Genomic DNA, 11,457 nt, shown 5'->3' on the forward strand with positions numbered 1-11,457 from the left:
CACGGGACGGCGCCCTCTCGCGGCGCCTCCGCGTTCCGCGCCTGGACCCGCACCCCGAGCGGCGGTGCACACCGGGTGCGGGTCCAGGCGCGGGAGCCTCGGGCGCCGGCAGGGGCGCCGTTCCGTTGTGCCCACCCGTTCCGCCCCGGCGGAACGCATGCCCACAACGGGGTGGGCACCGCCCCTTGCGGAACGCATGCCCACAACGAGGGGTGGGCGCAGCCCGCAACGGGGACGGCGAACCCCCGGCCCCAGGGGGATCGGCTGGGGTCGGGGGTTCGTGGGGGGCGGTCAGCCGTTGACGGCGCCGTTGCCGAAGGCCGGGTTGAGCAGGCCGATCACGTTGACCGTGTTGCCGGAGACGTTCACGGGGACGTGGACCGGGACCTGCACCACGTTGCCGGAGCCGACGCCCGGCGAGTGGAGGGCGTGCCCGTCGGCGTCCGCGTTCGCGGAGGCGACACCGGCACCGGCGGCGACGATGCCACCGGCGACCATGGTGAGGGCAGCGGCCTTCTTGAGGTTCATCACTTGGTACTTCCTCCTGGTCAATCGCTGCGGCGGTCCGCCGCAGCACGCCATGGAGAACGCCGCAGCCCCCGCCGGGTTGCGCCGAACGGGGGACATACACACGACGGTATGAAGGACTGAACGGTCGTGCGCCCCGGCGTGTGACGGGAGCGTTTCCGCGCGGGTCAGGTGGTGAGGCCGTGCCGCACCGCCCAGAGCGCCGCCTGGGTGCGGTCCGCGAGGTCGAGCTTCATCAGGATGTTCGAGACGTGCGTCTTGACCGTCTTCTCGGAGAGGACGAGGGCGCGGGCGATCTCGCGGTTGGACCGGCCGTCCGCGATCAGGCCGAGGACCTCGCGCTCCCGCTCCGTGAGGGACGGCCCCCGCCCCGTACCCCCGTGGGAGTCCTCCTGGGCGAGGAGCGCGCCCGCGACCTCGGGCTGGAGGAGGACGTGCCCGGCGTGGACGGAGCGGATCGCGCCGGCCAGGGCGTCGGGGTCGACGTCCTTGTAGACGTATCCGGAGGCTCCGGCGCGGAGCGCGGGGACGACCGTCCGCTGCTCGGTGAAGCTGGTGACGATCAGGACCCTGGCGGGGTTGGCGAGCTCCCTGAGCCGCTTGAGCGCCTCGATGCCGTCCGTGCCCGGCATCTTCACGTCCATGAGGACCACGTCGGGCCGGAGTTCCTCGGCCCTGGCGACCCCTTCGGCGCCGTCGGAGGCCTCCCCCACGACCTCTATGTCGTCCTGCACCTCAAGGAAGGTGCGCAGGCCTCGGCGGACGACCTGGTGGTCGTCGACCAGCAGGACACGGATCGGCTTGTCAGCCACCGGGGACCTCCATCTCGATCGTGGTGCCCTGGTCCGGGGCCGAGGTCACCGTGAGTCTGCCGCCGACGCCGCTCGCCCGGTCCCGCATGGAGACCAGGCCGAGGTGGCGGCCGGCGCGGCGGACCGTGCGCGGGTCGAAGCCCTTGCCGTCGTCGGTGACGGTGAGCCGTGCGCCCTGGCCGCTGCGGGTGAGGGAGACCCTGACGAGTCCCGCGTCCGCGTGCCGCAGGGCGTTGTGCAGGGCCTCCTGCGCGACCCGGAGGACGGCCTCCTCCTGGGCGGCGGGCAGGGCCCGGGTTCCGGGGCTCTCGAAGGTGACCCGGGCGGAGTGGGCGCGGTCGAGGACCTGGATCTGGGTGCGCAGCGTGTGCACGAGGCCGTCCTCGTCGAGGGCGGCGGGCCGCAGTTCGACGACGGCGGCGCGCAGCTCGTCGGCGGCCTCGGCGGCGAGCGCGGCGACCTGCTGGAGCTCGCCCTTGGCGCGGGCCGGGTCGCGGTCGACGAGGGCGGCGGCGGCCTGGGCGGTCAGCCGGAGCGAGAACAGCTTCTGGCTGACGGCGTCGTGCAGCTCGTGGGCGAGGCGGGAGCGCTCCTCGGCGATGGTGAGCTCACGGCTGCGCTCGTACAGCCGGGCGTTGGTGAGGGCGATGGCCGCGTGCTGGGCGAGGATCGAGAGGAGTGCCTCGTCCTCGGCGGTGAAGCCGCAGCCGCCGTCGGGCTTGGGGCAGCGCTTGTTGGCGAGGAAGAGGGCGCCGAGGATCTCGTCGCCGTCCCGGACGGGCAGGCCGAGGAAGTCGGACATCTCGGGGTGGGCGTCGGGCCAGCCCTCGAAGCGGGGGTCCTTGCGGACGTCGGCGAGCCGCTCGGGCTCCGCCTTGTGGAGCATCGACGCGAGGATGCCGTGCTGGCGGGGCAGCGGGCCGATGGCCTTCCACTGCTCGTCGCTGACGCCGTCGACCACGAACTGGGCGAAGCCGCCGTGGTCGTCGGGGACGCCCAGGGCCGCGTACTCGGCGTCGAGCAGCTCGCGGGCGGAGGCCACGATCGTCTTGAGGACGTCGCGGACCTCCAGATGGCGGCTCATGGCCAGGAGGGCGGTGCTCACGGCGGCCAGGCCGGAGCTCGGTCGATGGCTCATGTGTTCACGGTACCGGCGGGGTGTGACGGTCCGTATCCGCCTGGGGACGAGGGCGGCGCAGGTCTCGGGACCTAGGTCGAAGTGCCCTCGGCGGTCCGGGCCCGGGGACGAGGCGGTGGGCGCGGGTGCGGCCGGAGGCTTGAGCCATCCACAGGGAAGAGGGGATGGACGTCATGGCAGTCGCGATCATCACGGGTGCGTCGAGGGGTCTGGGGCGGGCGCTGGCCACGGCGCTCGCCGGGCGGGGCTGGGATCTGGTGCTCGACGCGCGCAAGGCGGACGTACTGGAGGAGAGCGCGGAGGCGGCACGCGCGCGGGGCGCCCGGGTGGTGGCCCTGGCCGGGGACGTGACGGACGCGGCGCACCGGCGGGAGCTGGTGGCGGCGGCGCGGGAGCTCGGCGGGCTCGATCTGCTGGTGAACAACGCGGGGATCCTCGGGGCCGAGCCGCTCGTGCCGCTCGACCGCCACTCGCTGGACGGGTTCCGGGCCGCCCTGGAGGTCAATGTGGTGGCCCCGCTGGGGCTCCTTCAGGAGGCGCTGCCCCTGCTGCGTGCCTCGTCCGCCGGTGCGGTGGTCAACCTGAGTTCGGACGCGGCGGCGGAGGCGTACCGGACCTGGGGCGCGTACGGGGCGACGAAGGCGGCGCTCGACCAGCTGTCGGCGGTGCTGGCGGTGGAGGAGCCGGGGCTGCGGGTCTGGTGGGTGGATCCGGGCGGTATGCGGACGGACATGCTGGCGGCCGCGGAGCCCGGCGAGGACCTGTCGGGGACGCCGGCCCCGGACGAGGTCGCCCCGGTCTTCCTGCGGCTGCTCGACGAGCGGCCGGTGAGCGGGCGGTACTCGGCGCCGGCCTTCCTGGAATCACGATGAGCCTCGCGGTACGGGTTCCGGCGGAGCTGTCGGCGCGGGTGCCGGCCGAGCAGCGGGGGCCCGGGCGGGGCCGGGACGACGTGCGGCTGCTGGTGTCGCGGGGCGAGGCGGTGTCGCACCACTCCTTCCGGGAGCTGCCCGGGCTGCTGCGGGCCGGGGACGTGCTCGTCGTCAACACCTCGGCGACGCTGGCGGCGGCCGTGGACGGGTTCCTGGGGCCCGGGCCCGGCGGGGAGCCGGTGGTCGTGCACTTCTCGACCCGCGGGGACGACGGGCGGTGGGCCGTGGAGCTGCGGACGCCGGACGGGGCGGGCAGTACGCGCCCGCGTGGCGGCGGTCCTGCGGGGGCGGTCGTGCGGCTGCCGGGTGGGGCGCGCCTGGTGCTCGCGGAGCCGCTGGTGCCCGGGAGCGGGCGGCTGTGGTGGGCGCGGGCGGAGGCGGACGTGCCGGGGCTGCTCGGACGGTACGGGCGGGCCATCCGGTACGGGTACACGGAGCGGGACCAGCCCCTGTCGGCGTACCGGACGGTCTTCGCGCGCCCTTCCCCCGATGGTGCGGGCTCGGCGGAGATGCCGAGTGCGGGGCGGCCGTTCACGGCCCGTCTGGTGGCGCAGCTGGTCGACCGGGGCGTACGGATCGCTCCGCTGTCCCTTCATACGGGGGTGTCGTCGGCGGAGGCCCACGAGCCGCCGTACCCGGAGCGCTTCGAGGTCCCGGCGGCGACGGCGGCCCTGGTGAACGCGGCCCGCGCCGGGGGCGGCCGGGTGATCGCGGTGGGGACGACCGTCGTACGGGCGCTCGAGTCGGCTGCGGGGCCCGAGGGGGTCGTGCGGGGTGCTCAGGGGTGGACGGGGCTCGTGGTGACGCCGGCGCGGGGGGTTCGGGTCGTGGACGGGCTGCTCACCGGGCTGCACGAGCCCGAGGCCTCGCATCTGCTGATGCTGGAGGCGGTCGCCGGGCGGCCCGCGCTGCGGAGCGCGTACGCCGCCGCGGTGCGGGGCCGGTACCTCTGGCACGAGTTCGGCGACGTCCATCTCCTCCTTCCGGAGGAGGGGTCTCACGCTGTGCATTGCTGACGCAACGCCTGGTGAGTTTGTTACGTGCCCGATGTGAGGCCGCGCATAGGACGCACATCACTTACGAAGCCCCCTAGTGGACCCCTTGACGCCGGAAATCGACGGAGGAAAGGGGGCACAGGGGGCTTTGTGTGGCTCGTGCACGGGCCCCTGATCCACTACCCGGGTTCGTACGTCACACCTTTGCCACAGGATTTTGCTGCCGCTAAGAATTGCCCCGTCGCCGCCGAGCAGGCGCAGCGCCGCCCCGGCCGAGCGACCCCCAGCGATTCGAAGAGGTAGTCCTGCATGTCTGCGAACACCCCTGGCCACTATCGTGGTCTGAAGAAGACCCACAAGGCCACGATCGCCGGCGTCGCCGCCCTTGGCGCCGCAGCTCTCACCCTTTCCCTCGTCCCGGGCAACGGCTCGACCGAGACCGAGCCGCAGGCTCTGGCCGGTACGCAGCAGGTCGCCTGGTCGTACGACGCCGCCAGCCCGCAGGCGAAGGCGCTGGCCGCCAGCCTCGACGAGCAGCAGGACGCGATCAGCCTGAAGGCCAAGCAGGAGGCGGCGGCGAAGGCCAAGGCCGCCGCCGCCAAGGCGAAGGCCGACGCGAAGGCCAAGGCCGACGCGAAGGCCAAGGCCGACGCCCGTGCGAAGGCTGTCGCGAAGGCCGCCGCGAAGGCGAAGGCCGAGGCGAAGGCCAAGGCCGCCGCGAAGAAGCGCGCCGCCGAGAAGGCCGCCGCGAGCCGTTCCGTCGCCCGCACCCCGGTCTTCGCGAACAACCTCGACGGCTGGATCCGCGAGGCGCTCTACATCATGGACAAGCACAACATCCCGGGCACCTACAACGGCCTGCACCGGAACATCATGCGCGAGTCCAGCGGCAACCCGTACGCCATCAACAACTGGGACATCAACGCCATCAACGGCGTCCCGTCCAAGGGCCTGCTCCAGGTGATCTACCCGACCTTCAAGGCGTACCACATCCCCGGCACCAAGTTCGACCAGTACGACCCGGTCGCCAACATCGTCGCCGCCGCCAACTACGCGGCCGACCGCTACGGCTCGATCGACAACGTCAACAGCGCGTACTGAGTCGCCCCGGACATGCCGAAGGGCGGCACCCCGCACGGGGTGCCGCCCTTCGGGGCTGTCGTCACTTGCGCATGACCTCGGGCTCATGGCGGCGCAGCAGCCGCGCCACGAGGACGCAGCAGACGGTCGCCATGAACAGCTGGATGCCGAGGTCGAGGCTCCACTGGCCGACCGTGTGCTCCCACAGCGGGTCGGTGTTCGTGGGGTCCTTGTGGTCCCACGGCGGCATCAGGTGCGCCAGGTCGAGGGTGGTGCCGGCGCCGGCGATGCCCCAGCGGGAGGGCATGAGCCAGGCGAACTGCTCCAGGCCGGGCGAGCCGTACACCTGGAAGAGGATGCCGGTGAACACGACCTGGATGATCGCGAACATGACGAGCAGCGGCATGGTCTTCTCGGCGGTCTTCACGAGCGCGGAGATGACCAGGCCGACCATCATCGAGGTCAGGCCGAGGGCGATGACCTGGACGCACAGCTCGACGGCCGGCGGCATGAACAGGCCCTCTTCGGGCAGCGCGCGGGTGGAGAAGCCGATGCCGCAGATGATCACGCCCTGGAAGGCGGTGATCAGGCCGAGGACGATGACCTTGGACATCAGGTACGCGGAGCGGGACAGGCCGACGGCGCGCTCCCGCTCGTAGATGACCCGTTCCTTGATCAGCTCTCGGACGGAGTTGGCCGCGCCGGAGAAGCACATGCCGACCGCGAGGATCAGCATGATCGTGCCGGCGTCGCCGTTGAAGCGGGACGGCGGCGTGGGCTTGCCGAGGCCGAAGTCCGCGGGGATGACGACGGACACGGCGCCGAGGACGGCCGGCAGGATCACCATGAGGGCCATGAAGCCCTTGTCGGAGGCGATCACCGACACGTAGCGGCGGATCAGGGTCCACAGCTGCGAGCCCCAGCCCTGCGGCTTCGGCGGGCGGGCCATGGCCTGCGGCGCGATCTGGACGGGCTGCGCGGCGACGGCGTCGATGTCCGCGGCGTACATCTGGTAGTGCTGCGAGCCCTTCCAGCGGCCCGCCCAGTCGTAGTCGCGGTAGTTCTCGAAGGCGGAGAAGACGTCGGCCCAGGTGGAGTAGCCGAAGAAGTTCAGCGCCTCCTCCGGCGGGCCGAAGTACGCCACGGAACCGCCGGGCGCCATGACGAGCAGCTTGTCGCAGAGGCCCAGCTCGGCCACCGAGTGGGTGACGACGAGGACCGTGCGGCCGTCGTCCGCGAGGCCGCGGAGCAGTTGCATGACGTCGCGGTCCATGCCCGGGTCGAGGCCGGAGGTCGGCTCGTCCAGGAAGATCAGCGAGGGCTTGGTGAGGAGCTCCAGGGCGACGGAGACGCGCTTGCGCTGGCCACCTGAGAGGGAGGTGACCTTCTTCTCCTTGTGGATGTCGAGCTTGAGCTCGCGCAGCACCTCGTCGATGCGGGCCTCGCGCTCGGCCGTGGCGGTGTCGCCGGGGAAGCGGAGCTTGGCCGCGTAGCGGAGCGCCTTCACGACGGTCAGCTCCTTGTGCAGGATGTCGTCCTGCGGAACCAGACCGATGCGCTGGCGCAGCTCGGCGAACTGCTTGTAGAGGCTTCGGTTGTCGTAGAGGACATCGCCCTCGTTGGCCGGGCGGTAGCCGGTCAGCGCCTTGAGCAGGGTGGACTTGCCGGAGCCGGACGGGCCGATGACGCCGATCAGCGACTTCTCCGGGACGCCGAAGGTGACGTCCTTGAGGATCTGCTTGCCGCCGTCGACGGTGACCGTGAGGTGGCGGGCCGAGAAGGAGACCGAGCCGGTGTCGACGAACTCTTCCAGCTGCCCGCCGACGATGCGGAAGGTCGAGTGGCCGACGCCGACGATGTCCTGCGGGCCGAGGAGGGCGGTGCCGCCCTTGGGAATCGGCTGGCCGTTGACGTACGTGCCGTTGTGCGAGCCGAGGTCGCGGATCTCGAAGCGGCCGTCGGGCGTCGCGTGGAACTCGGCGTGGTTCCGCGAGACCTGGAGGTCGGAGACGACCAGTTCGTTCTCGAGGGCACGGCCGATCCGCATCACGCGGCCGAGGTCCAGCTGGTAGAAGGTCGTCGGGCTGCGGTGGTCGCCGTACGGCGACGGCGCACCCGCGGCGCCGGCGGGGCCGCCCTGCCCGGGCCCCTGCTGGTGCGGGACCTGCTGGTGGGCGGGCGGCTGCTGGGCCTGCTGCCAGGCCTGCTGCTGCGGCGGCGCCTGGTGCGTCGCCCAGTCGGCCTGCGCGGCGGCAGCCCCGGCCGCCTGGTGCGCGGGGGCCTGCTGGGCCGGTGCCTGCTGCTGGGGCACCTGCTGCTGCGGTGCCTGCTGCGGCGCGGCGGCCGCGCCGGTGGCGGCGAGATTCAGCCGCGGGCCGTCGGTCGCGTTGCCGAGGTTGACGGCCGAACCGGGACCGATCTCCACCTGGTGGATCCTCTGGCCCTGCAGGAACGTGCCGTTCGTGGAGCCGTGGTCCTCGATGACCCAGCTCCGGCCGCCCCAGCTGATGGTGGCGTGGCGCCACGAGACCCTGGCGTCGTCGATGACCAGGTCACCCTGAGGGTCCCTGCCCAGGGTGTACGACCGGGACGGATCGAGCGTCCAGGTCCTGCCGTTCAATTCCAGTACGAGTTCTGGCACTCCATGCCCCACTACTTGTCCCCCGATGTACCCCCGTCTTCGGGAGTCCAGGGATGGCGAATCATCCTGGGGAACTATTTCAGGCCCGGTCCCGTCTCGGAAAGTCGGGCCGCGTGAAGACCTTCGGGGCAAGCCCGGGACAAGCCCTGGACCAGTCGGGTGTCCGCAGGGCGGGACGGGGGCTCGGGTGACACACGGTGCCCGATACGGTGGAACCACCATGAGCGCATCGCAGACCTCAGACGTTCCCACCCTTCTCGTCAAGATCTTCGGGAAGGACCGTCCCGGGATCACCGCGGGACTCTTCGACACCCTCGCCGCCTACTCCGTCGACGTCGTGGACATCGAGCAGGTGGTCTCCCGTGGCCGCCTCGTCCTGTGCGCGCTCGTCACCGAGCCGACCGTCGCCTCGCAGGGCGAGCTCCGGGCCACCGTCCACAGTTGGGCCGAGTCGCTGAAGCTCCAGGCCGAGATCATCTCCGGCACGGGCGACAACCGTCCCCGTGGCGAGGGACGCTCGCACGTCACCGTGCTCGGCCACCCGCTGACCGCGGAGCAGACGGCGGCCATAGCGGCGCGGATCGCGGAGACCGGCGGCAACATCGACCGCATCTTCCGCCTCGCCAAGTACCCGGTGACGGCGGTCGAGTTCGCCGTCTCGGGTTGCGAGACCGAGCCGCTGCGGACCGCGCTCGCCACGGAGGCGCACTCCGTCGGCGTCGACGTGGCCGTGGTCTCCGCCGGTCTGCACCGGCGGGCCCAGCGGCTCGTGGTCATGGACGTCGACTCGACCCTGATCCAGGACGAGGTGATCGAGCTCTTCGCCGCGCACGCGGGCTGCGAGGACAAGGTCGCCGAGGTGACGGCGGCGGCGATGCGCGGCGAGCTGGACTTCGAGCAGTCGCTGCACGCGCGCGTAGAGCTGCTCGCGGGTCTCGACGCCTCGGTGGTCGACAAGGTCCGTGCCGAGGTGCGGCTGACGCCCGGCGCCCGGACCCTGATCCGTACGCTCAAGCGGCTCGGCTACCAGGTGGGTGTCGTCTCCGGCGGGTTCACGCAGGTCACCGATGATCTGAAGGAACGGCTCGGGCTCGACTTCGCCTCGGCCAACACCCTGGAGATCGTGGACGGGAAGCTCACCGGCCGGGTGACCGGCGAGATCGTCGACCGGGCGGGCAAGGCACGGCTGCTGCGCCGGTTCGCCGCGGAGGCGGGGGTGCCGCTGGCGCAGACGGTGGCGATCGGCGACGGGGCCAACGACCTGGACATGCTGAACGCGGCCGGGCTCGGGGTGGCGTTCAACGCGAAGCCGGTGGTGCGTCAGGCGGCGCACACGGCGGTGAACGTGCCGTTCCTGGACACCGTGCTGTATCTGCTGGGCATCACGCGCGAAGAGGTCGAGGCCGCGGACGTCGGCGAGGAGGACCTGCCGCACTGAGCGGTGGGGGTACGGAGGAGGGCCCGGGTGTCGGTCGACGCCCGGGCCCTCCTCCGTGAGGGCTTCCGTGAGGAATCAGGTGTACGGGATCAGCCGTACGGGATCAGGCGTACGGGACCAGCCGTACGGGATCAGGCGTTCGGGGTCCAGAAGTGGACGAGCCGGCCGACGCCGTGCTCCACGGACTTCCAGGAGCCGTTGAAGGTGACGACGGCGAAGGCGGAGGTCGGGAAGCCGCTGCGGTTCATCCGGGCGAGGGTGTCGCCTTCCGCGTCGCCGGCGAGGGCGTCGGCGAGCGCGTGCATGCCGGGGTTGTGGCCGATGAGCAGGAGGTTGTTCACCGTGTCCGGGGTCTCGTTGACCAGGGCGATGAGCTCGCCGAGGGAGGCCTCGTACATCCGCTCCTCGTACACCGTCTTGGGGCGCGCGGGCAGCTCGTGGACGGCCAGCTTCCAGGTCTCGCGGGTGCGGGCGGCGGTCGAACAGAGGGCCAGGTCGAAGGCGATGCCGCTGTCGGCGAGCTTGCGGCCGGCCACCGGGGCGTCCTTGCGGCCTCGGTCGGCGAGCGGTCGCTCGTGGTCGGAAGAGTCGTTCCAGTCTGCCTTCGCGTGCCGGAGCACCACGATGCTGCGGGGTGTATCGACGCTCATGGTCCACAGCTTCGCACGAAACCGGCCACTCCGACTCAGAGAGAGAGCGTTTGCCAGACGTGCTCCAGGACCCGGCCGACCGCCGGGTCACCCAGGGTCGCGCCGGTCTCGCCCGACCCGGTCATGAGGACCAGGAGGGCGAGGAAGGCGGCTGCCGGGAGGGCGAGGGCCCACCAGGGCAGCCGGGTGTCGACGCCGGTGGTCGTGGTCCGGATGCCGGGGTGCGTGGGGGCCGACATGGCCGCCTCCGTGGGTGAGTTCCGCGCTTTCGCCGTTGTCACCAACGTACGGATCGCGCTTCCTCCGGCACATCCGGTGATCCACCCACTTCACCCTGAGACCCACCCCCTAGGGGATGCGGGGGTTGTCCCCACCTCCGGGGGCCGCCGCCCGGTGCGCGGGACGGCGGAAGCTCACGGGAGCCGGACCGTCACGGGGAGGCGAAGGTGGCGATGACGGCGATGACGACCGAGATGCCGAGCATCGCGCCGAGCACGATGAGCAGCTTCTTCTGGCCGTTCTGGGGGTTGGGTTCGAGGACTGGCATGGGAACAGTCTTACATCTCAGCATTCGTCCTCGACCGTCCGGTCCCTGCCCGCCAGGGTTCCGACGATCATCTGCGGCACCATCAGTCCGCCCATGAGGGCGATGGGCAGTCCCCAGCCACCGCTGTGCTGGTAGAGCACGCCGACGAGGAGGGGGCCGGGGATCGAGATCAGGTAGCCGACGCTCTGCGCGAAGGCGGAGAGCCGGACGACGCCGGCGCCGGTGCGCGAGCGCATGCCGATCATCGTGAGGGCGAGCGGGAAGGAGCAGTTGGAGATGCCGAGGAGTACGGCCCAGGCCCAGGCTCCGGCGGCGGGGGCCAGGAAGAGTCCGGTGTAGCCGGTGAGTCCGCACAGGCCGAGGGCGACGACGATCCGGCCCTGGTTCTTCATCCGGGTCGCGAGCCGGGGGATGACGAAGGCGAGCGGGACGCCCATGACCATGGTGACGGCGAGGAGCACGCCCGCGGTGGTGGCGGGGACGCCGGAGTCGCGGAAGATCTGCGGCATCCAGCCCATGGTGATGTAGGCGCCGGTGGCCTGGAGGCCGAAGAAGACGCCGAGCGCCCAGGCGGTGCGGCTGCGGGTGATCCGCGGCGCGGGGGCCTGCGGTGCGCGGGTCCGCGGTGCGCGGGCCTGCGGTGCGCGGGCCTGCGGTGCGCGGGCCTGCGGTGCGCGGGCCTGCGGTGCGCGGGTC

The 11,457-nt window shown here is 72.0% G+C and carries 11 protein-coding genes and 1 pseudogene; 4 read left to right on the top strand and 8 right to left on the bottom strand.

Annotation, left to right across the window (positions count from 1 at the left end; genetic code table 11):
• Window positions 1-291: 291 nt before the first annotated feature.
• The 3 genes from ACWGN5_RS40795 to ACWGN5_RS40805 all read right to left on the bottom strand — a co-directional run bounded on the left by ACWGN5_RS40795 (window position 292) and on the right by ACWGN5_RS40805 (window position 2,478).
• Window positions 292-531 carry a chaplin gene (locus ACWGN5_RS40795; protein WP_453523787.1) on the bottom strand — a complete coding sequence of 80 codons (240 nt, stop codon included), beginning with the start codon at window positions 529-531 and terminating at the stop codon, window positions 292-294.
• A gap of 164 nt (window positions 532-695) precedes the next feature.
• Complete coding sequence (locus tag ACWGN5_RS40800) at window positions 696-1,340, bottom strand: response regulator (protein ID WP_369143484.1); 645 nt, start codon at window positions 1,338-1,340, stop codon at window positions 696-698.
• Window positions 1,333-2,478 (bottom strand): GAF domain-containing sensor histidine kinase, encoded by a 1,146-nt coding sequence (locus ACWGN5_RS40805; protein ID WP_453523791.1) that lies wholly within the window; start codon window positions 2,476-2,478, stop codon window positions 1,333-1,335. The genes ACWGN5_RS40800 and ACWGN5_RS40805 overlap by 8 nt, the downstream gene beginning before the upstream one ends.
• Before the next feature lie 173 nt (window positions 2,479-2,651).
• On the opposite strand from ACWGN5_RS40805, the gene ACWGN5_RS40810 reads away from it, so the two are divergent.
• The 3 genes from ACWGN5_RS40810 to ACWGN5_RS40820 all read left to right on the top strand — a co-directional run bounded on the left by ACWGN5_RS40810 (window position 2,652) and on the right by ACWGN5_RS40820 (window position 5,506).
• Entirely contained in the window at window positions 2,652-3,350 is a 699-nt protein-coding gene (locus tag ACWGN5_RS40810; protein ID WP_453523794.1) for an SDR family NAD(P)-dependent oxidoreductase, read from the top strand.
• Window positions 3,347-4,426: an S-adenosylmethionine:tRNA ribosyltransferase-isomerase gene (locus ACWGN5_RS40815; protein WP_453523797.1), complete on the top strand. Its 1,080-nt coding sequence runs from the start codon at window positions 3,347-3,349 to the stop codon at window positions 4,424-4,426. Before ACWGN5_RS40810 ends, ACWGN5_RS40815 begins: the two co-directional genes overlap by 4 nt.
• A gap of 288 nt (window positions 4,427-4,714) precedes the next feature.
• A complete protein-coding gene (locus ACWGN5_RS40820; protein WP_453523801.1) occupies window positions 4,715-5,506 on the top strand; it encodes a transglycosylase SLT domain-containing protein in 792 nt (263 codons plus the stop codon).
• 61 nt (window positions 5,507-5,567) lie between these two features.
• Here ACWGN5_RS40820 and ACWGN5_RS40825 read toward each other — a convergent pair whose 3' ends face one another.
• Entirely contained in the window at window positions 5,568-8,138 is a 2,571-nt protein-coding gene (locus ACWGN5_RS40825) for an FHA domain-containing protein (protein WP_453523804.1), read from the bottom strand.
• Window positions 8,139-8,346: 208 nt separating this feature from the next.
• Here ACWGN5_RS40825 and serB point away from each other — a divergent pair, with 208 nt between their 5' ends.
• Entirely contained in the window at window positions 8,347-9,564 is a 1,218-nt protein-coding gene (serB, locus tag ACWGN5_RS40830; RefSeq protein ID WP_453523807.1) for a phosphoserine phosphatase SerB, read from the top strand.
• 131 nt (window positions 9,565-9,695) lie between these two features.
• Here the strand turns inward: serB and ACWGN5_RS40835 are convergent, their stop codons facing one another.
• From ACWGN5_RS40835 to ACWGN5_RS40850, 4 genes and pseudogenes are all read right to left on the bottom strand, one after another.
• A complete protein-coding gene (locus ACWGN5_RS40835) occupies window positions 9,696-10,214 on the bottom strand; it encodes a SixA phosphatase family protein (RefSeq protein WP_453523810.1) in 519 nt (172 codons plus the stop codon).
• Window positions 10,215-10,249: 35 nt separating this feature from the next.
• Window positions 10,250-10,453, bottom strand: coding sequence for a hypothetical protein (locus tag ACWGN5_RS40840; protein WP_453523813.1), 204 nt, complete (start codon window positions 10,451-10,453; stop codon window positions 10,250-10,252).
• 191 nt (window positions 10,454-10,644) lie between these two features.
• Window positions 10,645-10,761, bottom strand: coding sequence for an SGM_5486 family transporter-associated protein (locus ACWGN5_RS40845; RefSeq protein ID WP_369143493.1), 117 nt, complete (start codon window positions 10,759-10,761; stop codon window positions 10,645-10,647).
• 17 nt (window positions 10,762-10,778) lie between these two features.
• Window positions 10,779-11,457: pseudogene (locus ACWGN5_RS40850) on the bottom strand (MFS transporter); the annotation flags it as partial.

The organism is Streptomyces sp. NPDC055815 (assembly GCF_053616475.1).

Coding starts and splice junctions, on each gene's coding strand:
- ACWGN5_RS40805 (WP_453523791.1), bottom strand. CDS start 2,478: ATGAGCCATCGACCGAGCTCCGGCCTGGCCGCCGTGAGCACCGCCCTC.
- ACWGN5_RS40810 (WP_453523794.1), top strand. CDS start 2,652: ATGGCAGTCGCGATCATCACGGGTGCGTCGAGGGGTCTGGGGCGGGCG.
- ACWGN5_RS40815 (WP_453523797.1), top strand. CDS start 3,347: ATGAGCCTCGCGGTACGGGTTCCGGCGGAGCTGTCGGCGCGGGTGCCG.
- ACWGN5_RS40820 (WP_453523801.1), top strand. CDS start 4,715: ATGTCTGCGAACACCCCTGGCCACTATCGTGGTCTGAAGAAGACCCAC.
- serB (WP_453523807.1), top strand. CDS start 8,347: ATGAGCGCATCGCAGACCTCAGACGTTCCCACCCTTCTCGTCAAGATC.
- ACWGN5_RS40835 (WP_453523810.1), bottom strand. CDS start 10,214: ATGAGCGTCGATACACCCCGCAGCATCGTGGTGCTCCGGCACGCGAAG.
- ACWGN5_RS40840 (WP_453523813.1), bottom strand. CDS start 10,453: ATGTCGGCCCCCACGCACCCCGGCATCCGGACCACGACCACCGGCGTC.
- ACWGN5_RS40845 (WP_369143493.1), bottom strand. CDS start 10,761: ATGCCAGTCCTCGAACCCAACCCCCAGAACGGCCAGAAGAAGCTGCTC.